Origin of the sequence: Frateuria terrea, from assembly GCF_900115705.1 — a bacterium.
GTDB classification, from domain to species: domain Bacteria; phylum Pseudomonadota; class Gammaproteobacteria; order Xanthomonadales; family Rhodanobacteraceae; genus Frateuria_A; species Frateuria_A terrea.
This window is the reverse complement of the sequence record NZ_FOXL01000005.1, coordinates 415,191-440,958: the sequence shown is the minus strand read 5'-3', so window position 1 is coordinate 440,958 and position 25,768 is coordinate 415,191. Positions and strand designations below refer to the sequence as shown.

General features: G+C 63.7%; 21 protein-coding genes. 8 read left to right on the top strand and 13 right to left on the bottom strand.

Features of this window, described 5'->3' with window-relative positions:
* Positions 1-134: 134 nt before the first annotated feature.
* The 6 genes from BMZ38_RS17595 to BMZ38_RS11080 form a co-directional block, all read right to left on the bottom strand.
* On the bottom strand, positions 135-1,313 hold the full coding sequence (locus tag BMZ38_RS17595; RefSeq protein WP_139202446.1) for a hypothetical protein: 1,179 nt from the start codon (positions 1,311-1,313) through the stop codon (positions 135-137).
* Between the two features lie 46 nt (positions 1,314-1,359).
* Positions 1,360-3,087: an ABC transporter ATP-binding protein gene (locus BMZ38_RS11100; RefSeq protein ID WP_091337354.1), complete on the bottom strand. Its 1,728-nt coding sequence runs from the start codon at positions 3,085-3,087 to the stop codon at positions 1,360-1,362.
* 31 nt (positions 3,088-3,118) lie between these two features.
* Positions 3,119-5,026 (bottom strand): hypothetical protein, encoded by a 1,908-nt coding sequence (locus BMZ38_RS11095; RefSeq protein ID WP_091337502.1) that lies wholly within the window; start codon positions 5,024-5,026, stop codon positions 3,119-3,121.
* A gap of 96 nt (positions 5,027-5,122) precedes the next feature.
* The gene (locus tag BMZ38_RS11090) at positions 5,123-7,108 is read right to left on the bottom strand and encodes a tetratricopeptide repeat protein (protein WP_091337353.1); all 1,986 of its coding nucleotides are present in this window, start codon (positions 7,106-7,108) and stop codon (positions 5,123-5,125) included.
* Between the two features lie 61 nt (positions 7,109-7,169).
* A complete protein-coding gene (locus tag BMZ38_RS11085) occupies positions 7,170-7,613 on the bottom strand; it encodes a pilin (protein ID WP_091337350.1) in 444 nt (147 codons plus the stop codon).
* Positions 7,614-7,937: 324 nt separating this feature from the next.
* The gene (locus BMZ38_RS11080; protein WP_091337348.1) at positions 7,938-8,375 is read right to left on the bottom strand and encodes a pilin; all 438 of its coding nucleotides are present in this window, start codon (positions 8,373-8,375) and stop codon (positions 7,938-7,940) included.
* A 176-nt stretch (positions 8,376-8,551) separates the two neighbouring features.
* On the opposite strand from BMZ38_RS11080, the gene BMZ38_RS11075 reads away from it, so the two are divergent.
* Complete coding sequence (locus BMZ38_RS11075) at positions 8,552-10,663, top strand: dipeptidyl-peptidase 5 (protein ID WP_091337346.1); 2,112 nt, start codon at positions 8,552-8,554, stop codon at positions 10,661-10,663.
* A 97-nt stretch (positions 10,664-10,760) separates the two neighbouring features.
* Here the strand turns inward: BMZ38_RS11075 and BMZ38_RS11070 are convergent, their stop codons facing one another.
* Entirely contained in the window at positions 10,761-11,750 is a 990-nt protein-coding gene (locus tag BMZ38_RS11070) for a magnesium and cobalt transport protein CorA (protein ID WP_245747295.1), read from the bottom strand.
* A gap of 98 nt (positions 11,751-11,848) precedes the next feature.
* Here BMZ38_RS11070 and BMZ38_RS11065 point away from each other — a divergent pair, with 98 nt between their 5' ends.
* Positions 11,849-13,816 (top strand): acyltransferase family protein, encoded by a 1,968-nt coding sequence (locus BMZ38_RS11065; RefSeq protein ID WP_091337342.1) that lies wholly within the window; start codon positions 11,849-11,851, stop codon positions 13,814-13,816.
* Here BMZ38_RS11065 and BMZ38_RS11060 read toward each other — a convergent pair.
* From BMZ38_RS11060 to miaB, 5 genes are all read right to left on the bottom strand, one after another.
* Positions 13,813-15,159, bottom strand: a complete 1,347-nt coding sequence (locus tag BMZ38_RS11060; RefSeq protein ID WP_091337340.1) for a lipoprotein N-acyltransferase Lnb domain-containing protein — start codon at positions 15,157-15,159, stop codon at positions 13,813-13,815. The two genes, BMZ38_RS11065 and BMZ38_RS11060, sit on opposite strands and share 4 nt — an antisense overlap.
* A complete protein-coding gene (locus BMZ38_RS11055) occupies positions 15,152-16,006 on the bottom strand; it encodes a CorC family transporter (RefSeq protein WP_091337338.1) in 855 nt (284 codons plus the stop codon). The genes BMZ38_RS11060 and BMZ38_RS11055 overlap by 8 nt, the downstream gene beginning before the upstream one ends.
* A gap of 131 nt (positions 16,007-16,137) precedes the next feature.
* The gene (ybeY, locus tag BMZ38_RS11050) at positions 16,138-16,581 is read right to left on the bottom strand and encodes an rRNA maturation RNase YbeY (RefSeq protein ID WP_425431887.1); all 444 of its coding nucleotides are present in this window, start codon (positions 16,579-16,581) and stop codon (positions 16,138-16,140) included.
* A 41-nt stretch (positions 16,582-16,622) separates the two neighbouring features.
* A complete protein-coding gene (locus BMZ38_RS11045; RefSeq protein ID WP_091337335.1) occupies positions 16,623-17,636 on the bottom strand; it encodes a PhoH family protein in 1,014 nt (337 codons plus the stop codon).
* Positions 17,637-17,787: 151 nt separating this feature from the next.
* Positions 17,788-19,134 carry a tRNA (N6-isopentenyl adenosine(37)-C2)-methylthiotransferase MiaB gene (gene miaB, locus BMZ38_RS11040; RefSeq protein WP_091337333.1) on the bottom strand — a complete coding sequence of 449 codons (1,347 nt, stop codon included), beginning with the start codon at positions 19,132-19,134 and terminating at the stop codon, positions 17,788-17,790.
* Between the two features lie 325 nt (positions 19,135-19,459).
* Here miaB and BMZ38_RS11035 point away from each other — a divergent pair, with 325 nt between their 5' ends.
* Positions 19,460-20,470: a lytic transglycosylase domain-containing protein gene (locus BMZ38_RS11035; protein ID WP_245747296.1), complete on the top strand. Its 1,011-nt coding sequence runs from the start codon at positions 19,460-19,462 to the stop codon at positions 20,468-20,470.
* Positions 20,471-20,579: 109 nt separating this feature from the next.
* Here the strand turns inward: BMZ38_RS11035 and BMZ38_RS11030 are convergent, their stop codons facing one another.
* Positions 20,580-21,770 (bottom strand): S1C family serine protease, encoded by a 1,191-nt coding sequence (locus tag BMZ38_RS11030; protein ID WP_091337329.1) that lies wholly within the window; start codon positions 21,768-21,770, stop codon positions 20,580-20,582.
* Between the two features lie 168 nt (positions 21,771-21,938).
* Between BMZ38_RS11030 and petA the strand changes: the two genes are divergently transcribed.
* From petA to BMZ38_RS11005, 5 genes are all read left to right on the top strand, one after another.
* A complete protein-coding gene (gene petA / locus BMZ38_RS11025; protein WP_091337327.1) occupies positions 21,939-22,535 on the top strand; it encodes a ubiquinol-cytochrome c reductase iron-sulfur subunit in 597 nt (198 codons plus the stop codon).
* A complete protein-coding gene (locus BMZ38_RS11020; RefSeq protein WP_091337325.1) occupies positions 22,535-23,836 on the top strand; it encodes a cytochrome b in 1,302 nt (433 codons plus the stop codon). Before petA ends, BMZ38_RS11020 begins: the two co-directional genes overlap by 1 nt.
* On the top strand, positions 23,829-24,581 hold the full coding sequence (locus BMZ38_RS11015) for a cytochrome c1 (protein ID WP_425431888.1): 753 nt from the start codon (positions 23,829-23,831) through the stop codon (positions 24,579-24,581). The genes BMZ38_RS11020 and BMZ38_RS11015 overlap by 8 nt, the downstream gene beginning before the upstream one ends.
* A 74-nt stretch (positions 24,582-24,655) precedes the next feature.
* Positions 24,656-25,279 (top strand): glutathione S-transferase N-terminal domain-containing protein, encoded by a 624-nt coding sequence (locus tag BMZ38_RS11010; protein ID WP_091337320.1) that lies wholly within the window; start codon positions 24,656-24,658, stop codon positions 25,277-25,279.
* 34 nt (positions 25,280-25,313) lie between these two features.
* Positions 25,314-25,724, top strand: a complete 411-nt coding sequence (locus BMZ38_RS11005; protein WP_091337497.1) for a ClpXP protease specificity-enhancing factor — start codon at positions 25,314-25,316, stop codon at positions 25,722-25,724.
* Positions 25,725-25,768: the final 44 nt, after the last annotated feature.

The following is a 25,768-nucleotide window of genomic DNA, read 5'->3' as shown; positions in this document are numbered from 1 at the left end:
GCGGACAGTGGCTTCAACGAAGGATGGTTGGTGACCTGCGCAAGTCGCCGGAGGCAGCGGAGAGTAATAAAAACACATCAAATAAGCACCTTGAATGCCGGCTGCACATAGGCCCCATTGGGCGGGTATCGCCCTCAAATTGACTCCAGAAGCCGGTTTATCCTTTTGAACAACGGAACCCCTCGGAGCATTCTGAGAAGCTTTATCGGCCAGGTGGCGAACAGGTCGGCTTTCCACGTTCTTAGAAGCTTGTCATAACTGGCGTAAGCATCGATCTCGTATTGAAGGCTGGCGAGTGATGATGAAGAAAACGTGCTTATCTGGGAATGAACGAGCTTGAAGTCGAGCGCGCCGTAAGGTGCCTTCGGCGCGGATTCGACCACTTTTCCGGTGTGTGCCGTTATTTCTGCAATCAGGCGATGAAGGTTGTCGCCCGCGTCTGCGATGTTTAATTCCTCGTTTAGGCAATAGTCTTGATATGCTAGCTTTTCGGCAGGCGGATAGAGAAGTTCGTTTATCGTGGGGCGTATATGTTCCCGGCTCCGGATCTGCCAGGCTGTTTCGAGATAGAGAGGTACTGGGCGATATTCCATTATCGCCGTAGGTAAGCCGCACAGCATGCCCTCGAGCGCGACAGTTGAAGGAAGCGTTATCAAGGCAGACGATGTCGACAGTAGCTCGGTTAAAGGCTCTGCAGCTTTTTTTACGTCCAAGATCTGCGCCAACTCGTCCGTTATCCTCCAAGCACAACCTATCCCGAGCTCCTCTGCTATCGCTTTGATGTCGGACAGCGCCTGGATGACGCTGATGCGATGCTCATTGTTGTGGCTTGGGGTGCGTGCGCAACAGATGAGCAGCCTTGGAGGCGCGCCGGAAGCAACGACCCTGGCCCTATCGAAGTTGTCCAGCCGAGGTAACCCGATGATGCTGATTTTTTCACCGAGCCCCATTGCCGCCAGTATCCGGGCCGGATGCCTTCCTATCACCGAAATATGGCTTGCGATAAGCGGTTGGAGAACGGTCCCTGCCGGGAAAACGAAGCTATGGTTGTTCCATACGTACGACCACTCAAGTATGCCATCCATGACATACAACACGGGTATATTCCGCCTGCGTGCTTCTGCGGAAACGACTCTTTGGAATGGCAGCCACTCCAGGCTAAGTAACACCAGGTCGGGTGTTTCCTTGTCCAGAAGCATTTTGGGGTTGATGTTACCGCCATCCACGTACGTCGAGGTGACGTCGTCATGGAAGAGGGCTGATCCATAGATCCTTCTTGCGTCCTCGGGGGAATTCAATACGAGAATTTTCATTTGAGGAATAGTAAGACGAAGAAGGGGCCAATCAGAAGATGTCGGCTCAGCTCGTTACCGTCTCATCAGGCGGTACCGAAACCAGGTGCTGGCAGTTGCGGAGGGAGGCTTTCTTGTGCGCGATGATTATGATCGTTTTGCTGCCCGATAAGCTCCGGATCGCCTCGTTTAGCGCTTCCTCGGTTTGCGCATCCAGCGCGCTGGTCGCTTCGTCCATGAATAGGACTGCCGGGTCGCGATACAGCGCCCTGGCAATGCCGACACGCTGGCGCTGGCCGCCGGACAGCCTGGTGCCGCGATCGCCGATCCTGGTGTCGTAACCGAGGGGCAATTCGCCGACGACAAAATCGTGGATCTGCGCGGCGCGTGCCGCCCGTTCTACTGCCCGCATGTCAATGCCTTCCCGCGAGGCACCAAAAGCAATGTTTTCCGCCACCGTGGTATCTGCTAAATAAACATGTTGCGGAACATAGCCGATGGCGCGCTGCCAGGCGGAAACGTTGTCAATGGTGATTGGAACGCCATCTACGCTGAGAGAGCCCATCTGTGGTTGCAGCAGCCCCAGCAATAGATCCATCAGGGTGCTCTTGCCTGCGCCGCTCTTGCCGACGATGCCAACGCTGGCATGGGCTGGGATCGTCAGATCGAAGCGATCGAATATTGGCTTGTCGGGTGTAGATGGATAGGCATAGCGGATGCCCTGCAGGCGGATCTCCTTGTGTGGTGCCAGAGTGGCGGCAGCGATTGGCAGTTGTTCCTGTGGCAGGGTCAGATCGCGATGCACCATGTCCAGGGCGGACGAGGAAAACTTCAATTTGGCCAGGCCGCGATACATCACCTGCGCCGCCGGCAGCATGCGGTAGGCGGCGAAGCCATACAAGCCCAGCGCTGGCAGTACATGTGCGACATCGTTCGAGCGGAGCAACAACACGAGTGCGATGACGATCAACATGCTGTAGCCAGTGGCCTCGACCAGGTACAACGGCGACTGGCTTAGCGTATCGCTGGCGGCCATGTGGCGAGAAAGCTGCCGGGAGGCCTTCGCGAACTGTTGCAGGTAAGCGGCGGCGGAGTGGGTGATCTTGACGTCCTTGATGCCACCCAGGGCTTCGCTGCACGTCTGGTAGCGTTCGCCGTTGGCAACGCCGCGTTCGTGCCCGATGGTTTCAAGCCGCTTCCGCACGGAGCCGTAGATCAGGCCGTAGAGAACTCCGAGCACCGCAATGATGCAAATGGCCGTCAGCGGGTCGTAGCAAAAGATAAGCACCGCCATGGCCAGGACCACACAACCTTGTGCCAGCAGTTGCGACAGCGGCTGGATCAGTTGGAACAGCAGCTGGTCGACCTCCGACAGCACGTTGGTGCTCAAGGCGGACGGATTGCGTGTCAGGAAGAACTCGTAAGGCTGGTGCAGGTAACGGGCCAGCAGTCGGGAGCTGATTGCGTGCCGCAGCAGGTGCACAAAGCGGTTGAGTACGTGCAGGGTTACTGTCTTGAAAGCCGACGAGGCGATGACTAAGGCGATCGAGGCAAACCCGAGCGCCAGGATGAACCCCCGCGCATCGTGGAAACCGAGCCGCGCGTAGACCGTTTGCAGCAGAGCGTTCTCATGGATGACAGCCGGACGGCCCAGGACGGCCAGGAACGGCATGATGGAAAGCACACCCACTGTTTCGGCGACGGCCATCAGGACGACCAGCAGCATCATCCACACGGCCTCGCGCCGCTCAGACGGAATGAAGATGGTCCAGATTTTCTTTAGCGTGCTGAACATGTCGTGGCTTGTCCCACCCCGGGAGAGAGCGTCAACTTCCCGATGCGCTGTTTGAGGCGCCGGTATGCAGCGCATCGATAGCTTCCCGCAAGCTCCGCAGCTCGTGATCCAATGCGCCTCCCACGTTCATGCCTTCGAGTTCCTGGTATTCCTGCTTGGCGTCCTCAACGCGGCCTAGTGCCACAAGCATACGTATGCAGGTGATCCTGTAGGCCGCTTCGCCGGGACGGGCCGCGGCTGCCTTTTGGCTAAGGCTCAAGCCGAGCGAATGGTTGTCCAGGACATTCCAGGCGTAATCGCCATAAGTGGCCAACAGCCGTGCGCTGGGGTTTGGGTGCGAGGTGGCGGCAAGAAATGCGGCAACCATTCGTTCTTGAGAGAGATGACAGAGCCCCTCTCGTGCACACTGGGTCAGTGCGCCCAGAGAGCTCTCGTCCTGCACTCCGGGTGTTTTCGCCCTCAGCTTGCCAATCAGGCTATCCCACCAGGCGTTCTTGATCGGCAGCCCCATCCGCGCGTTCATGAAGATCAGCGCCTGCTCCGGCAGTATCGAGGAGTCGGGCAGTTTCGTTGCGCGCTCGAGCGGCGCATAGGCCAACCGCGTGAACGGGGAATCCGGATCGTAGTGCGAATAGATGATGTAGGCACGTCCCAGCTCGTACTGGGCCCGTGGTGACCTGGGCGCCCGATCGGCAAGGTCGGCTGCCAGTCGCAGGGGATCACCCCAGGCGTAGGCGGTCGCGGCCGTTTGTGCGAGCCAGAACAGTATGAGTCCACCCAGCGCCACGTAGCGGGGCAGGGCCATGGGCGACTTCCACGCCACCGCCAGCACGGGGACGATGGCCAGGAGCAACCCGAAACTCGCAAAGTAGTTGCGATGTTCGTAGATCAATTCCAGCGGCAGGATTGTCCCGGTGAGCAGGTGACAGCCGAGAAACAGCAGGATGCCAAGCGCCGCCAGCGGTCGGCGGCGTCGCAACCAGAGCGCAAGCGCAAGCAACGCGGCCAGCGCCAATACGCCCGCAAGCGTCGTCCAAGGGGAGAGCAGGCTCGATGACGGTATGAAATCGTCGTGATAGAACGAAAGCGCCTCGGCCGTAGGAAGGATCGTCCAACCGATGTAATCGGTAACTATGCGCGCCTCGCTGAGCAGGCGGGTGGCGAGCGTAAAGTCCCTTGTTGCCCAGTCCGCCGGGTCGAGCACGGCAGGAAGCAACCACACCAGTCCCATGATGAGAGGCAGGACGAGCACGACAAGGAACAGGCTTGCGATGGTGCGGTCGACGCGGTTTTGCCGATCACGGAAGCCGAACACGACCCATTCGGTGATAGCTGCATAGAGCGGCAACATGACCGCGGTTTCCTTCGCCAGCAGCCCGATCGCGGTAGCCATGACGAGGCTCGCCGTACACAACGCGTAGTATCGCCAGGCCCCGTTCTCATCCTTGGCGTCGCGCAATTTGCTTCGGGCATGGACATAGCCGAGCAAACCGACCAGGACGAACAGGTTGGCCATGCTTTCCATGCGTTGGACGATGTACAGCACACCGGTGAGGTTGATCGGCAACAGCAGCCACGCGCCGGCGATCAACGCCGCCAACCACCCGGCTGGGTACTCGTCCCGGAAGCGGCGCAGCAGGGCCCGGGCGAGGAAAAACATGGCGACGCCATTGAGCAGATGAATGACCAGATTGGTCAGCTTCATCCAGTACGGATCGAGTCCGGCCGCCAGATAATTCGCTGCGAAGGTGAGGGATGCCAGCGGTCGCTTGAACTCGCTCGACGGCGAGGAAAGCGCGGCCCGTACCAAGGTGCCGAGGCTGGCATCAGTGGGCTGCACGCCGGGGTTGTCGACGATGTTCGGGTAGTCATCGAACAGAAAGCCGCCAGAGAGCCCTGGATAGTAGGCGACGATGGTCAGGGCCAGGAGCGCAAGCATGATCCAGCCGCCCGCTCGCCCGCTCGTGCGGGGTTTGGCAAACAGGGGCTGGCCTTTCTCGCGCACGTCCATTTCGGGAGTTTAGCCGCAACGCCTTCAGTGGATACGTGGTCCCGACAGCGCCGCTTGGCGATTGGCAGCGTCCGTTCGCAATGCAGCCGCCAGTTCCGCGAGCTCGCCATTCCAGTAGCCCTGATGCTCGAGCAGCCAGGCATGGACGGCAGGCATGTTCATATGGAACCGGGTCGGTTTGCGGACAGTTTCGTAATAGGCCAGATGCTGCAGCCCGAGTTCCGGGAAGCCGTAGGTGCCCAGCAGAGCGGCCTGCTTCAAGGCCGTCGCTGGTTTGGGTAACGCGGCCAGACCAGCATCGAAGCGTGCCAGCGCAGCCTTGCCGTTTCCGCGCGCCAAGGCGATCAACGCGCGCAGGTAGTCCAGGTCCTGCCGGCCGCCCGGGTTGCTGGCGCGGGGGTTCCTAGCGAGACTGGATACCGCCTCATCGAGAAGGTCCAGGTCGAGCCCCTGGCACGCACCCTTGCTCGCATCACTCAAGGATGCCTCGACCCAGGTGAAGGGTAGCTTTGTTCCGTGGGGATCCAGACGGAAGGCGTCGAGAAGCCGCGTCCTCGTATCGTTGGTCAGGTGATGGCTGCGGCACTCGGTCGATGCGAGGAGCGAAACCACCTGCGCCTCCTCCGGGAAACGGCTTGCGGCCTGCGACAGCAGGTTGCGCGCCTCCTGTACGCGTCCCTGTGTGACCAGAAACATCGCTGCATTGGTTTGTGCACGGGGCGAGTCGGGATTGATCTTTGCCCAAACGACCGCCTGCTTGAGCGGTGCGCCCCATAGCGAGGCGCGCGCATGCGTCAGCATGCCGAGGAAGATGACCAGGCCAATGGCAGCAATCGCCTTGGTGTGGCCTCTGGCCCGATCATCCGCCAGCCAGAGGCCGACCGGCCAGAACAGGAACAGCGCAGGTAAATAGTTTCGGTGCTCGAAGTACAGCTCCAGCGGAATGAAGCTGCTTTCCAGCACATGTCCGGCAAGAAAGAACAGGATGGCCAATGCCCACGGTGGGTTGCGCTTGCGTAGCATCCACCCGACGACGAGCAATCCCGCCAGGGTCAGCAGGCTCAATCCCGTGGTCCAAGGCTGGAATAGCGAAGTCGATGCGTGTACCTGGTCGTTGAACAAACCGCTGGAGAGCGAGCGCGGCACCCAAAGCAGTCGCAGGTATTCGATCAGCACGCGGGGTTCGGTGAGCAACCTCTGGCCCACCGTCCAGGGGCGTATGTCGGTGGCGCCGCGGACTGCCTCGGGTATCAGCGAAGCAATGATCAAGACCATCGCCGCGACCGGTATCCCCAGGACCCAGCGGCGCGTCCTAGCCAGGGCTGCCTGCTCGACTCCGGGTGGGGGCCGCAACACCGTACCCTCCAGCACCAGGACCAGCAGCGGTAGCAGCATGCCGTTTGCCTTGCTCAGCGCGGACAGGACCGTTCCACCCCACAGGCCCAGGAGCATCCACATGGCTCCCCGCTTCGGACTCGCGGTCAAGACACTGCGGCCATGCAGCCACAAAAGGATGCCCGCCAGGCCAAAGGTCACTGGGAGCATTGCTTCGCGCTGGACCACGTATAGGGTCGTCGAAACGAACAGCGGGTGAAGCAGCCAAATCGCACCGCCGATCAGGGCTGCGCGCTGGGCAACCCCTTCGGATCGGGACAATCGCCCCAGCTTCAGTAGCGTCCATACCAGCAATGTGCCGTTGAGCAGGTGCAGGAGCACGTTCGTCCGTTTGAAGCTGTAGGCCCACGCGGGCCAGTCATTGCCATCGATCAGGAAGCTCAGGGTGGTAATGGGGCGACCGGTCGGGTCGGCATGGCTGGACGTCAGGTAGCGCAGAAAACTCGTCCAATCGCGGACGCCGCCTTCTTGGCCGAGCGCATTGAGGTTTGCGAAATCGTCGAAGTTGAAATAGCCGTTCAGTCCGGGGGCGTAGGCCGCATAGCAACCGACAAGAAGCGCCCAAAAAAGAATGATCGGAATGGAGATACGCGGAATGGAGATACGCGCGGGCATTCGGCCACCTAAAAAAAGAAGGGCCGCAGAGCGGCCCTTTGGCATACTGCTTTGATCAACCTTATTCGCGGCAGCTGGACGGCAGATACTTCTTGTCGACCGTGCCCTTGTCGCACGTCCAGGAGACGCTGCCGTTATTAGCAATGGGCGAGAGGACGAGCGTCTTGGTGTTGATTTTGGTGCTGGCCTTTTCCGGTGAGGCCGACGAGTAGGTGGCAGTGATTTTGCCGCTGTCCACGGAGACAGACTGAACGTAACTACCCTTGATGTCGGTCGACGTGGAGAGTCCCGCCAAACCATTGCTCAGCGGCCACGTGCCCTTATTTGAGTAGTACTCGGCAACCGCGGTCTTGGCGCCATCCGACAGGCTCATGCCCTCGGAGACCTGCGAGCGGATGGTGTAGTCCTGGTAGGCCGGGATGGCGATGGCCGCCAGGATCGCGATGATCGCGACCACGATCATCAGCTCGATCAGGGTGAAGCCCTTCTGGAGATTCTTCTTCATGGTGGTTCCTCTATCTGTTAGCTAACCGAAGTGATGCCCCCTGAGCCCCGGTCCCGGATCCCCCTAGGCGGAATCGGACCCATATGCGCGGTCAGGAACGACCAGGAAGCTCACGGCCGAACGAAGCAGTTTGTGTGCCACGTTTGCCGCCGCCGTATTTCCGCATACCTACGACGAGGCTGATTGTGCACATGTTCACGAAAGGCATACAAGACGGAGGCTGCTGTACCCGAGCCATCTGCCAGTGTGATCTGGTTCGTGACGAACAGCTCCCTGGTTTCTGTCGAAAAGTGACACTTATGGGCAGTTTCTGGCTGCCGCAGGCTAGTTGCGGCAAACGCTCGGGAGGTACTTCCCCGGGAGGGTGCTGGGCGTGCAGGTCCAGGTGATGCTGCCACCCTGGTCGATCGGCGAAAGGACCAACTGCTGGTCGCGAATGGCCTTGTTCGCACCTTGGCCGCGGAAGTCGACCGTAATCCGCCCCCCGGACACGTCAACCTTCGAGACATAGGTACCGACGATCGATGTACTGGAAGGCAGCCCCGCCGATTCGTTTCCGCTGGGGAAGCGACCTCGGTTGGACACGAAGTCCCACACGGCCGCCTTGGCCCCTGTGGACAGGCTCAGACCCTCGGTGACTTGGCCGCGGATGGTGTAATCCTGGTAGGCCGGTATGGCTATGGCCGCAAGGATGGCGATGATCGCGACCACGATCATCAACTCGATCAAGGTGAAACCCCGTGCGATATGCGTTCGGTGCATGGTGGGAAGACCCCTGTTTGGACGCCGGGATTCACGCAGATTTCATACCAGCGCGCCCCGGTTCCGTGTGACGCGCCGCACGGCGCCGTATGTTGGCCGGCGGATTCGGCCTTCCTTGCGTCCCGGTACGCCGACCCGTACCGTGGCCCGCTGACCCATCTGAAGGGAATCGCACCATGAAGCCGCTGTTCGCCGCTTTAGCACTCGGCCTGCTCGCCACACCGGCACTGGCCGTCGACCTCGAAACCCACGCTCCGCACCCATTCAACGTGCGCGACCTGGTGATGATGGATCGTGTCAGCGACCCGCAACTGTCGCCCGATGGGCGCTATGCCGCGTTCGGCGTGCGCAGCACGGATTACGCGGCCAACAAGGGCATCAACGCGATCTACGTACTGGACCTGAAGAAGGGCGGCGCGCCGGTCAAGGTGGCGGACAAGGGCAGCTCCGCTCGCTGGGCTCCCGATGGGTACGGCCTGTACTACGTGGCCTCCGCCGATGGCGTGGCGCAGTTGTGGCGGCTGGATCTCGGCACGGGCGACAACCTGGACCTGGCCGGGCACAAGGCGGCGGTGCAGGTCAGCCACGGTTCGCTAGACCTGGGTGGCTACAAGCTTTCACCGGACGGCAAGAGCGTGTTGCTTTCCTACGAGGTCTATACCGACTGCGCAGACCTGGCCTGCACCAAGGAGCGCATCGACGGCCGTGCGAAGAACAAGGCCACCGGCACCGTCTACAACAAGCTGTTCGTGCGCCACTGGGACGCCTGGTCCGACGGCCGGCGCAACCAGCTTTTCATCGCCCGCTTCGACGGCACCGGCATGCTGCCGGCCGAGCCGACGCTGCTCAGCCGCGGCATCGATGGTGACGTTCCCAGCAAACCCTTCGGCGACGAGAGTGAGTTCGCCTTCTCGCCGGACGGCCGCACCGTGTACTTCGACGTGCGCATCGCCGGCAGCAGCGAACCGTGGTCGACCAATTTCGATGTTTACCGGGTGCCTGCGGATGGTTTAGCCGCGCCGCAGAACCTTACCGCGGCGAACAAGGCATGGGACGCCTACCCGGTGCCTTCGCCGGACGGCAAGACGCTGTATTACCTCGCCATGAAGAAGCCCGCATTCGAGGCCGATCGCTTCGCGGTCATGGCGATGGACCTGCAGAGCGGCGCCACGCACGAAATCGATCCGCAGTGGGATCGCTCGCCCGGCGCGCTGACGATCGCCTCCGACGGCAGGACGCTCTATGCGACCGCCGACGAGGAGGGCCAGCACCCGCTGTTTGCCATCGATGCTGCCAGCGGCAAGGTCAGCAAGCTGGTGGGTGAGGGCGCGGTGGGCGGCTATTCGCTACAGAACGGCAAGCTGCTGCTGGCACGCGACGATCTGAAGCGCCCGGTCGATCTGTATCTGACCGATGCCCGCGGTCACGGCTTGAAACAGGTCACCCACTTCAATGCCAAACGGCTGAAGAACGCGAAAATGGGCGACTTCGAGTTCTTCACCTTCAAGGGCTGGAACAACGAGCAGGTGCAGGGCTACGTGGTCAAGCCGGTGGGCTACAAGCGCGGGCAGAAGTATCCGGTCGCCTTCATCATCCACGGTGGTCCACAGGGCGCCATGACCAACGACTGGAGCTACCGCTGGAACCCGCAGACCTATGCGGGGCAGGGCTTTGCGGTGGTCACCGTGAACTTCCATGGTTCGACCGGCTACGGCCAGGCGTTCACCGATTCGATCTCGGGCGACTGGGGCGGCAAGCCGCTGGAAGACCTCAAGGCCGGCTGGAAGGCTGCGCTGGACAAGTACAGCTTCCTCGATGCCGACAACGCCTGCGCGCTGGGTGCCAGCTACGGCGGCTACATGGTTTACTGGATCGCCGGCGTTTGGAACGAGCCGTGGAAGTGCCTGGTCGACCACGACGGCGTGTTCGACGCCCGCATGATGTATTACGCCACCGAGGAGTTGTGGTTCGAGGAGAAGGAGAACGGCGGCACGCCGTTCGAGCATCCGGAAAACTACGAGCGCTTCAACCCGATCGACCACGTCAAGGACTGGCGCGTGCCGACGCTGGTCGTGCACAGCGGGCATGATTTCCGCATTCCGATCACCCAGGGCCTGGGTGCGTTCACCGCGCTGCAGCGCCGCGGCATTCCGAGCGAATTCCTCACCTTCCCGGACGAGAACCACTGGGTCCTCAAGCCGCAGAACAGCGTGATGTGGCACGAGACGGTGAACGCGTGGCTGAAGCGGTGGACCTCGGGACAAGGCGAGGCCGCCCGCGGCCACTGAATCCTCATTGCACCAGCGGCGGCCGATCGGTCGCCGCTTTTTCTTGGAAACCCTGACGCGCGACAGGGATGGCCGATGCGAGCGGGCTGGCAGTGTCCTACAACCACTTCACCCGCTTGAGCCAGGTGTAGATCCCGCCCACTACGCCCACGACCACTACGATCGCGACGGGATAGGCCCACGGCTTGTCCAGTTCGGGCATGTGAGTGAAGTTCATGCCGTACCAACTGGTGATCAGTGTCGGGGCGGCCAGCAGTGCCGCATAGCCAGCGAGGCGCTTCATCACCTCGTTCTGGCCAAAGGTAACCAGCGACAGATTGACGTTGATCGCCGCGCCGAGCATCTCGCGCATGGCGCTGATCGATTCATTGACGCGGAACACGTGGTCGTAGACGTCACGGAAGTAAACGCGCAATTCGTCAGGGATCAGCTGCGGATGCAGCCGCACCAGCTGGCTGGTAATGTCCTGCAGCGGCGCGACCGCCAGGCGCAGGGTCATCAGGTCGCGCTGCATGTCGTACAGGCGGCGCACCGTGCTGCGCTTGAAGGTCTCGGCGAAGATGTCCGCCTCCAGCCGGTGCAGCTCTTCGCGGAAGTCGCGGATGATCGGCAGCAGATTGTCCACGATGAAATCGAGCACGCCGTAGAGGCCATAGCTGGGCCCGTTGCGCATCAGTTCGTGCGCCTGCTCGCAGCTCCGGCGCGCGGGTGCATAGGACAGCGAGGCGCCGTGGCGAACGGTCACCAGGTAGCGCGCACCGAAGAAGATCTGCGTCTCGCCGAAGGCGAGGTTGCCGTCGAGAAGCTGGGCGGTCTGCACCACCAGAAACAGCGAGTCGCCGTAGGCCTCAAGCTTGGTGCGCTGGTGTGCCTTGTGGGCATCCTCGATGGCCAGGTCATGCAGGTCGAATTCTTCCTGCAGCTTGAGCAGCAGCGCCGCATCCGGCTCGTGCAGCCCAACCCAGACGAAGGTACCGGGCTCCTGCAGAACGTCGCTGATCGCATCGAGGGTGATCTCGCCGATGCGGGTGCCGTCGCCACGATAGGCGATGCAGTTGACGACCATATTGTTCGTGGGCGTGGGCATAGGCCTGATGGTAAGGGTACCGGTGTGCTGTCGCTACGGTGGCGGTCGCGTTGCATGGAGCCGTGCAATCATGTCGTACGGCCTGTTGGGGGGAGCCCATGCACGCAAACGAATACCGCCTTGGCTACCGCGGCGATCTGGAAGGCTTGCGGGCGGTTGCGATCCTGCTGGTCGTGGCAGCACATGCGGGTGTGCCCTGGCTGCCCGGCGGCTTCGTTGGGGTGGACGTATTCTTCGTCCTCTCGGGGTACCTGATTACCGGCTTGCTGCTTCGCGAACTCACCGATACGGGATCGGTGGGTTTCAGCGAGTTCTACGTGCGCCGGTTGAGGCGCTTGCTGCCCGGCCTGCTCACGATGTTGCTGGTCGTCGGCGTGTGCGCGAAGTTGCTGCTGGCGCCCGGCGACCAGAAAGAGCAGGCCGGAGCCGCGGCCAGTGCGGCCTTCTGGTTGAGCAACATCCATTTTGCGTTCGGGAGGCTGGATTACTTTTCCAGTGGTGCCGAGGGCAACCTGTTTCTGCATACCTGGTCGCTGGGCGTCGAAGAACAGTTCTATCTGTTATGGCCGGCGCTTCTTGCGTGGTTGTGGGGCGGCGCGAGCAGGCAGTCCGGAGGCCTCCGGCGGCTAAAGATCGGGATGGCCGTCATCGTGGCGGTAAGCCTCGCTGCTTGCATCGTACTGACCTATACCGCTCCGCGGCTGGCCTTCTACATGATGCCCCTGCGCGCCTGGCAGTTTGCTCTTGGCGCCTTGGTATGGCTCTCTAAGAGGGCGCCCGGCAGTGCCCGCGTAGGCGCGCGGGCACGTATCTTGGATGTCATGGGCTGGCTTGGGCTGGTTTCCATCGTGGCGGCGGCCACGACGCTGACCTCGAACGTCCCTTACCCTGGCGGATGGTCGGTACTGCCCACGTTGGGGGCCGTGGCGATCATCGCGGCGGGCGTGCACGATGTCGGAATCTCACGCATCCTCGCTTGGCGCCCGCTGCAACTGCTGGGGCGCGTTTCCTACGCTTGGTATCTCTGGCATTGGCCGGTGCTTCTACTCGCCCGCGCGCTGTATTCATCCGATAGCCCGATCCTCCGTGCTTGCGCTATCGCCGCCTCGCTGGTGCTTGCCATACTTTCGTATCTAATGGTGGAGACTCCCACCCGGCATCGCCGCGTGTGGCTGGCTCGGCCGCCCATGACCGTGGCGATTGCGCTGGCGGTGATGACCCTGGCGAGCTTGATGTGCTTGCGCTGGTACAACCACGCATCCAGTCTGGAGCGCAGTCCGCAGTATCGGCGCTTGGCCAAGGCTCACGCGGATGCGCCGGCGATCTATCGCATGGGTTGTGACGAGTGGTACACAAGCGACGCGCTGCGCGTTTGCGGCTTTGGCGCAAAGGATGCTCACCATACGGCCGTGCTTATGGGGGACAGTATTGCCGGCCAGTGGTTTCCGGCGGTTGCGCAAGCCTATGACCGGCCCGACTGGCGCCTGCTGGTGATCACCAAGTCGTCCTGCCCGATGGTCGACGAGCCGCTCTTCTACCAGCGGATCGGCCGCATGTACGTGGAATGTTCGGCCTGGCGGCAGCGCGCAGTGACGTACCTGACGGAGATCAAGCCAGATACCGTCATCCTTGGCTCGGTTTCCACCTACGCATTCTCGGCAAACCAGTGGATGGAAGGCACCGGACGGATACTGGCTCCCCTCGCTGCTGCGTCGGGCCAAATCTATCTGTTGCGAAGCACGCCGCACTTGCCATTCGATGGCCCTGATTGTCTCGCCTCGCACCAAGGCCGTCCCGAGTGGCTGGCGTCGCTTGGAAGCTGTTCGGCGCCTGCGGGCAGAACCAATGAAGCCGTCTACCACTGGTTGCAAGTGGCCAGCCGGCCTTACCCAAACGTATCTGTCCTCGACCTCAACGACCAGATATGCCCTCAGGGCATCTGCCAGGCGCAACGTGACGGGTTCATCGTCTTCCGGGACTCGCAACACATGACGGCGAGTTTCGCCAGATCGCTAAGCCAGGTTTTCCGCGCCAAGATCGAACAGAAATCGCTTGCTGGTGATTAAGCGGGGTGGGCGCCTCGAAGCGTGCAGGCGATGGCCAGCCACGCCGGCATGGCGAACAGCAGCCAGGGCTGGTTCTGCTGCGCGGTGCCGGGGAGCAGGTGCAGCAGCACGGCGACGAGCAGGGCGAGCAGCTGTATCACGAGCACGACATCAGCCAGGCGTGAGGCGGGCACGCCGCGCCGCGCACGCCATGCGGTTGGCAGCAACATGAGGGCGAGTGGGTTGAAGAGCAGGAGGTTGGCGTTGGCCCAGGCAGCGTGGTGGGTGGTCAACAGCCACAGGACGAGCAGCCCGATGCCCACTACCCCCGCCAGCACCAGATAGATGGTGCCGAGCAGGGTGAGGCCGAGAGGCCAGAAGCGCCGGGTCAGCACTACCAGGGCGGCCAGGACGAGCCCCGCCAGGGCCAGCGGCAGGCGCAGGTCGGGCGGCGTGACCGGGGGCGTTTCGAGGCGATTGGGCGCGACCAGGACACGGTCGGCTACGAGGGGGTGCATGCCTTGTGGGCCGCTGACCTGCACGCCGTCCATCTCACGCGAAAGCACGGCGGGCAGGAAGCTCTCTTGCCAGGCGTTGAGCGGCTGGTCGGCATAAGGGCCCAGCCCCAGGTCGAGCAGCAGCATCAGCCAGGGTTGCGCGCTCATCAGGCGGTCGGTCTGCTGGCGGTAGGTCATGCCGCCGTGGCGGGTGGTGAGCTGGGTTTTCAGCACGCCGCCCAGCGCGCGGTCCAGCGCGTCGCGCACGCGGGTGGTGCAGTTGTCGACGTAGTAGTCGTAGTCGTAGCGCGCGTTTTCCGGGCGCAGGTTCCACAGCAGGAAGTCGCGCAACGCGGCGGCTTGCTCAGGTGCCAGATCCAGTCGCTGGCGGGTCACGGAGCGGCCGGCCTGGATGTACCAGTTTTCGTCGAGCGTGGTGGGCTCGGCATCCATCAGGTAATGCATGCGGCCGCGGGCGAAGTTGAGCAGGAATCCGCGCTCGTCGAAGTCGAACACGCCGTAGTTGAAGTTGAAGGCCTCGCCGCTGACGGTGTCGCGCAGCTCGATGGCGTCGTGCCCGAAGCGTTCCCAGTACGTCTCGCCGGGACCGTAAGTGACCAGCGACACTTCGATGTTTGCGCCGGGAGCATTGGCGACGCCGGCATGGGCGGGGCGGAGGTTGAAGGCAAGCAGCAGGACGAGGCAGATCAGCCAAAGCCTGTTGGCAGAAAAGCGCGATCCGGCGCCGGCCTGCAGGAGGGAGAGAACGCCGGCTGCGGCAAACCGTGCGCTCCTCTGCCCGTATGCGGGGAGAGGCTGCGAGGAATTGGCCGGCGTTGTGGGGACGAGGAGGGCGGCCTCAGGCATCGGCCGTCTGCCGGTTGACGCGGAACTGCTGCACGCGCCGATCGTCGGCTTCGGTGACGATGAACAGGTAGCCGCCGAACACCACTTCCTCGCCCGCTTCGGGCAAGTGGCCGAACTCGGCGGTCGCCATGCCGCCGACGGTGTCGAACTCTTCATCGGAGAAGCTGGCGCCGGTCTGTTCGTTGAAGTCGGCGATCGGGGTGAGCGCGCTGACCATCCAGCCGCCGCCGGGCAACTCGTGCATCAGGCTCGGCTCGTCTTCGTCGTCGTGTTCGTCGTCGATTTCGCCGACGATCTGTTCGAGCACGTCCTCGATGGTGATCAGCCCGGCGACGCCGCCGTATTCGTCCACCACCAGCGCCATGTGGTTGCGCGAGCGGCGGAACTCGGCCAGCAGCACGTTCAGGCGCATCGATTCGGGTATCAGCACCGCCGGACGCAGCAACTGCGCGAGGTCGAAACCGGCGCCGTCGCCGAAGTACTTGAGCAGGTCCTTGGCCAGCAGGATGCCAAGGATCTCGTCCTTGTCCTCGCCATGCACGGGGAAGCGCGAGTGCCCCGATTCGACCACCTTGGCCAGGATGTCGGGCAGGGACGCGTCCGCCGCGATCATCACGATCTGCGCACGCGGCACCATCACGTCGTCCACGCTGAGCTCGGTGACCTTGAGCGCACCCTCGACCATGGTGAGGGTGTCGTTGGAGAGCAGGCCATTGGCCTGGGCGGCGCGCAATTCCTCGATCAGTTCGTCGCGGTTGCGCGGTTCGCCGGAAAACAGGTGGCCCAGACGATCCCACCAGGAGCGGTGGGGGGCCGGGCCGTTGGTACTGCCAGGGTCGTCGTTCATCAACTCAGGGAAGAGCGGCCCACGAACGGGCGGAAAGCCGGAGTCTAGCGGAAAAACCGTGGGGATTCAGGGCACAAGCAGGCGGCCGCTTTGTCAGAACCCGTTTCCGGAGAAGAGCGGGCAACGTTTCGCTAAGCGTAGGGGTCGGCAATGCCCAGCGTGGCCAGGATGCTCGCTTCCAGGGATTCCATCGCCTCGGCCTCGCCGTCCTCGATATGGTCGTAGCCCAGCAAGTGGAGCGTGCCGTGCACGGTCAGGTGCGCCCAATGATCGCGTGGTTTCTTGCCCTGCTCGGCCGCTTCGCGGGCGACCACCGGAGCGCAGATGGCCAGGTCGCCGATCAGCGGCAGGTCGACGCCGGGCGGCAGCTCGGCGGGGAAGGAGAGTACGTTGGTCGCGTAGGCCTTGCCGCGGTAGTCGCGGTTGAGCGCCAGCCCCTCTTCTGCGTCGACGATGCGGATGGCGACCTCGGCGCGCTTGCGGCGCCTGGCGCCGCGCAATGCCGCCTCGACCCACTGGCGGAAGCTGGCCGTTGACGGCACGCCGGCGCGAGCGACCGCATAGCTCACGGCCACGACCGATTGCGGCTTTGCCGACCGCCCGTTGGCCGTCGCAATCACGCCGCGCCGCCCTTGGTGTTGCCGGGTCCCTGTTCCCCGTTCCCCGCCTGTTCGAACGACTCGTAGGCCCGCACGATCTTGGCCACCAGCGGATGGCGCACGACGTCGCGCGAAGTGAAGAACGTGAAGCTGATGCCGTCGACGCCGCGCAGCACCTCCACCGCGTGGCGAAGGCCCGAGCGGACGTGGCGCGGCAGGTCGACCTGGCTGACGTCGCCGGTGATCACCGCCACCGAGCCGAAGCCGATGCGCGTGAGGAACATCTTCATCTGCTCGACGGTGGTGTTCTGCGCCTCGTCGAGGATCACGTAGGAATCGTTGAGCGTGCGACCACGCATATAGGCCAGCGGCGCGATCTCGATCACGTTGCGCTCGATCAGCTTGGCGACCTTCTCGAAGCCGAGCATTTCGTACAAGGCGTCGTAGAGCGGGCGCAGGTAGGGATCGACCTTCTGGCTGAGGTCGCCCGGCAGGAAGCCGAGTTTCTCGCCCGCTTCCACCGCCGGGCGCACCAGCAGCAGGCGCTGCGCGCGGTTGGCCTCCAACGCCTCGACCGCGCTGGCCACCGCCAGGTAGGTCTTGCCGGTGCCGGCCGGGCCCACGCCGAAATTGATGTCGTGCGTGGCGATGGCATGCAGGTAGCGCGCCTGGCTTGGACCGCGGCCCTTGATCACGCCGCGCTTGACCTTGATCACCACCTCCTGCGCACCCTCGGCGGCCTCGTCGACCATGGCGTCGATGCCCGATTCAGCCAGTTGCAGGTTGATCTGCGCGCCGGTGAGCGTTTGGCCCTCGGTACCGGTATAGAGCGCGCGGAGCACCTTTTCGGCGGCGCGCGCCGGCGCCTCTTCGCCGATCACCTTGAAGAGGTTGCCGCGGTGGTCGATTTCCACGCCCAGGCGCAATTCGACCTGGCGCAGGTGCTCGTCGAACGGGCCGCACAAGTTGGCCAGCCGGGCGTTGTCTTCCGGGTCGAGGGCGAAGTCGCGTTCGTTGAGGCCGTTGGTCATGGGTTCGCGAAAAAGTCAGAGAGTGAGCCCTCTCCGTCCGGGAGAAGGAGCCGATAGACGGATGATGGTTCGGCTCAAGCGCTTCGCTTGAAGCATGCCGCAAGGGCCGGACCCTCAATCGACCCCTCTCCCGCGGGGAGAGAGGCTTGTATCAGGCGACGGCCGTTTCCTCGGCCAGGTGCACGCGCCCGCGCAGCGAGTTGGTCATGGCTTCGGTGATCTGGACGTCGATGAACTGGCCGATCAGCCGCGCGTTGCCGGGGAAGTTCACAAAGCGCATGTTCTCGGTGCGACCGGTAAGCTCGTTCGGGTTCTTGCGGCTGGGCTTTTCCACCAGCACGCGCTGCACGGTACCGACCATCGCCTCGTTGATGCGGCGGGCGTTTTCGTTGATCGCCGCCTGCAGCCGCGACAGGCGCGCATGCTTGGTCTCCGACGGCGTGTCGTCGGCCAGGTTTGCCGCCGGCGTGCCGGGGCGCGCGGAGAAGATGAAAGAGAAGCTCTGGTCGAAACCGACGTCCTCGATCAGCTTCATCGTCTTCTCGAAGTCCTCCTCGGTTTCCCCCGGGAAGCCCACGATGAAGTCCGAGCTGATGCAGATGTCCGGGCGCACGGCGCGCAGCTTGCGGATCTTCTGCTTGAACTCGAGCGTGGTGTAGCCGCGCTTCATGGCGGTGAGGATGCGGTCCGAGCCAGCCTGCACCGGCAGGTGCAGGAAGTTGGCGAGCTTGGGCACGCTCGCGTAGGCCTCGATCAGCGAATCGGAGAATTCCAGCGGGTGCGAAGTGGTGAAGCGGATGCGCCCGATCGATTCGATCTGCGCAATGGCGTGGATCAGCACGGCAAGATCCGCAGTGCCGCCGTCGTGCATCGGGCCCTGGTAGGCGTTGACGTTCTGGCCCAGCAGAGTGACTTCGCGCACACCCTGTTCGGCCAACTGCGCCACTTCCACCAACACGTCATCGAACGGACGGCTGATCTCGGTGCCGCGGGTGTAGGGCACCACGCAGTAGCTGCAGTACTTGGAGCAGCCTTCCATGATCGAGACGAAGGCGGTCGGGCCTTCGGCGCGCGGCTCGGGCAGGCGGTCGAATTTCTCGATCTCGGGGAAGGAGATGTCCACCTGCGCCTTGCCGGTCTCGCGCTTGGCCTCGATCAGCTCGGGCAGGCGATGCAGCGTCTGCGGGCCGAACACCAGATCGACGAACGGCGCGCGCCTGATGATCGCCTCGCCCTCCTGCGAGGCCACGCAGCCGCCGACGCCGATCAGCACCGGCTTGCCGCCCTGCTTGAACTCCTTCCAGCGGCCGAGCTGGCTGAACACCTTCTCCTGCGCCTTCTCGCGGATCGAGCAGGTGTTGATCAGGATGACGTCCGCCTCGGACTCGTCCTGGGTCAGTTCCAGGCCGTGCGAAGCCTTGAGCACGTCGGCCATCTTGGCCGAGTCGTACTCGTTCATCTGGCAGCCGTGGGTCTTGATGAAAAGCTTGCCGCTCATGGCCGATATACCGTGTGTCCTGGGGCGCCAGCGGGTGGGCGCCGAACCGCGCAGTTTACGCGGGTGCTTCGTGCGGTGCCAGTTTATGGTTTGGATCAAGCACTTGCGGAGGCGATGGATGGTGGGATGCCGTCGAGACGATGGCCCGGGCGTCGCTGCGAAGCGTGGCGGGGGGGCACCCCCGCGGACAGGCAGGTCAAACGCTGTCCCTCTCGCGAATGCTTGCCGCTGCGCACGAAACCACACGGCGGCGCTGGCTTCCTCTCTATCGTGAGGGCACACTCCGCGCATGTTTGCCGCCGCACGCCAAGGGGAGAGCGCCGGCGTGACTTCCGCTGCTTTCCCGGGTCGATCGATCCTCTACAGGGTCGCGCTGGCCTGTGCGCTGCTCGGCGGCTTGCTGTGGTTGCCAGCGGCGCACGCCGGGGCGCTCTACCAGTGCACCGGGCCCGGCGGGGAGACCGTCTTCAGCAGCACCACGGCCGGCTACAGCGGTTGCCGCAAGGTGGCTTCGTTTGCCGACAGCCGACGCAGGACGGCGCCGGTCCGCGTCAGGAAGCCGGCCGCCTCGCTGGCCGGCGTGCACGGCTGGGTGGAGACCACGGCGAAGCTGGTTTCGTTGGCCAGCGTCGAGGGCTCGGTCGATACCACCGCGCGGTTGGCCAGTGCTGGCGGCTGGAACTATCGCGAGGGCACCGAGAGCGCGGCGACCCCGGCGCCGACCGACCGGGTGCTGCGTGGTGCGGTCTACCGCGTGGAGAAGGCCGACGGCTCGGTCGAGTACACCAACCTCAGCCCCGGCGGCGGCAAGGGGCGAGCGGTCACCACGTTGTTCACCTATATCGCCACCTGCGTCGCCTGCAACCTGCATTCGACCATCGACTGGAGCCGGACGCGCCTGAACCTCACCGCTTACACGGATGCAATCCGGCTTGCCAGCGTGGAATCGGGCGTGGACGAAGCATTCCTGCGTGCGGTGATCCATGCCGAGAGCGCATTCAACCCCAATGCGCTTTCGCTCAAGGGAGCACAGGGCCTGATGCAGTTGATGCCGGGCACGGCCAGCGACATGGGTGTGCTGGATGCCTTCGACGCAGGGCAGAACATCCGAGGCGGCGCGCGCTACCTGGCGCAGCTGCTCAGGACCTTCGGCGGCGACGAACGACTGGCCGCGGCGGCTTACAACGCAGGACCGGGCGCCGTGCTCCGCTACAACGGCGTGCCGCCGTTTGCCGAGACGCAGGTGTACGTCAAACGCGTGGGCGAGCTGCGTCGGCGCTATGGCGCGGCGGTGCATGGCCCGATGACAGCAATGCGGAGCAGCGGCGCGCCCTGAGGCGCCGCGAGGCATGAACATCAACGGCGGCAACAGCGGATTTCTCCAGCTTCCGCACGGCAGTGGGACCCAAGGGGGTTAGCTGTGGGCGGTCCGGAATCCGGCTGGCTCAGCCATCCAGCGTGGCGCGCGCCTGCAGCGGCGGACGGCGCGCCAAAGTAACCTCGGTATGGAACGGTGCGCCGTTGCGCAGGCCCGACAGCTCCACCTTGCTGCCTGGCTTGAGCGCTGCCTCGTGGCGGCGCAGGTCGGCCGGGTCGAGGATGTCGTCGGTGCCGATGCGCAGCAGGATGTCGTGCGGCTGGATGCCGGCCAGCGCCGCTGGACCGCCCGGATAGACGTCCGTCACCTGTGCACCGCGCGCCGCCGCTGGCAGGCCGCTGTCGGCAGCCACGGGCACGAAGGCATAGTCGGCGCCCAGCCAGCCGCGCACCACGTGCCCGGTGGCGATGATCTGGTCCAGCACGTTCTTGGCGTTGCCGATGGGAATGGCGAAACCGATGCCCTCGGCGTTCGCCTGGCGTCCGATCAGCAGCGTGTTGATGCCGACGAGTTCGCCCTTGGCATTGACCAGCGCGCCGCCGGAATTGCCCAAGTTGATCGCCGCATCGGTCTGGATGAAGTCCTCCGCGCTGGAGCTGGACAGCTGCCGCCCGACCGCACTGACGATGCCCATGGTCACCGTCTGGTTGAGGCCCAGCGGATTGCCGATGGCCAGCACTACATCGCCCGCACGAAGCGCGTGGCTGTCGGCGATCTTCGCCACCGGCAGGTTGCCGGCGTCGATCTTGAGCACCGCCAGGTCAGTCTCCTCGTCCGCGCCGACCAGCGTGGCCTTGGCGATGCGTCCGTCGTAGAGCAGCACCTGGATGTCGTCGGCGTTGGAGATGACGTGGTTGTTGGTCAGCACGTAGCCCTTGCCGCTGACGATCACGCCCGAACCGAGCACCTGCTGCGGACGCTTGTACGCCGGGCCAGTGGGCAGGCCGCCGAACAGCCGCTGCAGCACCGGGTCGTCGTACATCTGCACGGCGCGCGCGGTGACCATCTTGTTGGCGTAGATGTTGACCACCGCGGGCGCCGCCCTGGCCACGGCATCGGCGTAGGACACCGGCCCGTTGCCCGGTGCTGGCGCCGCTGCCTGGAGGATGGCGGCCGGTTGCGACGGGTGGTCCAGGCCGAAGCGCTCGCGCAGGCGGTCGCCGCTGCCCGGCCAGAACAAACCGACCACGAAGGCCAGTGCCAGTCCCAGGATGACGAAGCGGACGATAAAGGCGAGCGCGCCGGCGGCGTTCTTCATGGGTTCAATGGTTTGCGTGGGGCCGGACTTCGGGAGGCGCGCGGGGCGGCGTTCTCCCCTTGTGCGATTGATTGTACGGGCCAGGCCCTGACGCTACACTAACGCGATTTTTGCAGGCTCCCAAACGGGGCTCGCATCTCAATGGCAATGCATGTACCGGAGAGCCTGATGGCGAACGAAGTCGTCGATCATGGCCGCCGCCGCTTCCTGACAGCGACCACTTCCGTGGTCGGTGCCGTCGGAGTCGTCGCGGCAGCCGTGCCCTTCATAAAGTCCTGGGAGCCAAGCGCCCGCGCCAAGGCCGCCGGAGCGCCGGTCACGGCCGATATCAGCAAGATCGAAATGGGTCAGAAGGTCGACTACGCGTGGCGCGGCCTGCCGGTCTTCGTGGTCCGTCGGACCAAGGAGCAATTGGCGGTGTTGCCGAGCCTGGCGCCGCGCCTGGTCGACCCCGACTCGACGGTCGACCAGCAGCCGGACTACATCAAGGGCCCGGACCGCGCGATCAAGCCCGAGTGGCTGGTCGTGATCGGCATCTGCACCCACCTGGGCTGCGTGCCGGAGTTCTTCCCCCAGATCAAGCCCGAGCCGTTCGATCCGAACTGGAAGGGCGGCTTCTTCTGCCCATGCCACAAGTCGCGCTACGACCTCTCCGGCCGCGTCTTCTCCGGCGTGCCCGCACCGAAGAACCTGCAGGTGCCGCCGTACCACTTCGCGGATGACACGCACATCCAGATCGGCGTCGATCCCAAGGAGGCCGGCTGATGGCTAACGTATTCACCCGCATGGGCGACTGGGTCAACGAGCGCGCCCCCGGCATGATGCCTGCCTACCGCAAGCACATGACCGAGTACTACGCGCCGAAGAACTTCAACCTCTGGTACTACTTCGGCTCGCTGGCGCTGCTGGTGCTGGTCAACCAGATCGTCACCGGCATCTTCCTCACCATGAACTACAAGACCAGCGCGGCGGAAGCCTTCGCATCGGTCGAGTACATCATGCGCGACGTCGAGTGGGGCTGGCTGATCCGCTACATGCATTCCACCGGCGCGTCGCTGTTCTTCGTGGTGGTGTTCCTGCACATGTTCCGCGGCCTGCTGTACGGCTCGTACAAGAAGCCGCGCGAGCTGGTGTGGCTGCTGGGCATGCTGATCTTCCTGGTGCTGATGGCCGAGGCCTTCATGGGCTACGTGCTGCCGTGGGGCAACATGTCGTTCTGGGGCGCCAAGGTGATCATCTCGCTGTTCGGCACCATCCCGGTGATCGGCAGCACGCTGGTCGAGTGGATCATGGGTGACTACCTGCCCGCCGACGCCACCCTCAACCGCTTCTTTGCGCTGCACGTGATCGCGCTGCCGCTGGTGCTGTTGCTGCTGGTGGTGCTTCACATCGCCGCGCTGCACGAGGTGGGTTCGAACAACCCCGACGGCGTGGAGATCAAGAAGGGCCCCAAGGGCAACCGCTGGGATGCGCTCAAGCCCGCCGATGGCATCCCGTTCCACCCGTACTACACGGTGAAGGACCTGGTTGGCGTGGGCTTCTTCCTGCTGATCGCCGCGTTCATCATCTTCTTTGCGCCGACGTTCGGCGGCTGGTTCCTGGAACACGACAACTTCATCCCCGCCAACAACCTGACGACGCCGCCGCTGATCAAGCCGGTGTGGTACTTCACCCCGTTCTACGCGATCGTACGCATGGTGCCGTCGGCCTTCGGCACCGCCGTGTGGGGCGTGCTTGCAATGTTCGGCGCGATCGCCGTGCTATTCGCGCTGCCGTGGATCGACGTGGGCAAGGTCAAGTCGATCCGCTACCGCGGCACGGGTTACAAGGTGGCGCTGGGCCTGTTCGTGTTTGCCTTCTTCGGGCTGGGCGCGATCGGTACCGACATCACCGCGGAGCTGATCCCGGAATTGTTCGGCGACGTCAACGTGACTTTCTGGGAGAACCTGTTCGGTCGCACGATGACGCTGATCTACTTCGGCTACTTCGTATTCCTGTGGTTCTACACGCACCTTGGCTGGGAAAAGACCAAGCCTGTTCCGGAGCGGGTGACCACGCATGACTAAGCGACAGTTCTCGATGAAGCAGATTCTTTTTTCGTCCGCGCTGGCGCTGGGCCTGCTGCTGGGAAGCGTTTCGGCGATGGCCGCGGAGGGCGGCGTCGAGCTGCCTTCGGCCGGCGTCAACCTGCGTGACCAGGCGTCCCTGCAGCGTGGTGCGCGGCTGTTCTTCAACTACTGCGTCGGTTGCCATTCGCTGAAGTTCCAGCGTTACCAGCGCATGGCCGAAGACCTTGGCCTGACCGAAGACGAGGTGATGAAGAACCTCAACTTCACGGGCGCCAAGTTCGGTGACACCGTCGTTTCGCACATGCCGGAGGATTCGGCCAAGCAATGGTTCGGCAAGGCACCGCCGGATCTGTCGCTGGAAGTGCGTGCGCGTACGGCCGACTGGGTGTACGGCTACCTCAACAGCTTCTACCTTGATCCGAGCCGCCCGGTGGGCTGGAACAACACCGTGTTTCCGAACGCCTCCATGCCCTTCCCGCTGTGGGAACTTCAGGGCGTGCAGACCGCGGTGAAGAAGCCCGGCAGCGAGGACGTGGAAAAGCTGGAGCTGTCCCAGCCTGGCCGCATGACCCCCGCACAGTACCAGCAGGCGGCCCGCGACCTGACCAACTTCCTGGCCTACGTGTCCGAGCCGGCCGCCCTGCAGCGGCACGCCTATGGCATCTGGGTGATCCTGTTCCTGGCCCTGTTCACCTTGCTGGCCTACGCACTGAAGAAGGAATACTGGAAGGACGTCCACTAAACCGGATCGTCCACCAGCCTCGGATGCGGCGACGTGCGCGTCGCCGCATCGCTTATTGAAGGGGAGAAAAGCGCATGGTGCAAAGCGCTCGTTCGCGTACCGTACTGACCCTGTACACCACCGCCGACGACATCCAGTGCCATCGCGCGCGGCTGGTGCTCGCGGCCAAGGGCGTCAGCTACGAGCGTGTCCTGGTCGACCCGGCCAAGCCGCCGGAAGACCTGCTCGACCTCAATCCCTACGGCACCACGCCGACCCTGGTCGACCGTGACCTGACTCTTTACGATACCGCGGTCGTCTGCGAATACCTGGACGAGCGCTATCCGCACCCGCCGCTGATGCCGATCGACCCGCTGTCGCGCGCGCGATTGCGCCTGGCGACCGTGCGCATCGAGCGCGACTGGCTGCCGGAAGTGGACACGATCCGTTCTGGCGGTCGCCCGGCCGATGCTGCGCGCAAGCGCCTGCGCGAGCACCTGCTGGCATCGCTGCCGCTGTTCAAGGCGGCCAAGTTCTTCCTCAATCCGGAAATGAGCCTGGTCGACTGCCTGGTTGCGCCGGTGGTATGGCGCCTGCCGTGGCTGGGCGTGGATCTGGGCCGCGAAGGCAAGCCGATCGTCGACTACGGCGAGCGGCTGTTCCACAGCCAGGGTTACGCGCGCAGCCTGACCAACGAAGAACGGGCGATGCGTCCATGACCGGCATGGCTCAATGACCGAGCGCACGCCGCCGATGAGCTCCAATCGTCCGTACCTGCTGCGGGCGATCTACGACTGGATCACCGACAACCAGCTGACCCCTTATGTGCTGGTGGATGCTACCGTCGAGGGCGTGCGCGTTCCGCCACAGGTGATCAAGAACGGCCAGGTAGTACTCAACCTTGCCATGCGCGCGGTGGCCAGCCTGGAGCTGGGCAACGACTTCATCAGCTTCCAGGCGCGTTTCTCGGGCGTCAGCCAGGCAATCCGCATTCCGGTGCAGGCCGTGCTGGCCCTGTATGCGCAGGAAAATGGACAAGGGATGATGTTTCCGGCCGAGGAGGGCGACACGCCACCCCCGGCGCCCGGGCCGGATGGCCCCGGTCCGTCCGGCGAAGGTCCGGATAAACCCAAGCGCTCACCGCATTTGCGGGTGGTGAAGTAGTCGCGTTCGCCCGGTTCGTTAAGAAGAGGGCGGTCAGCCGGCAG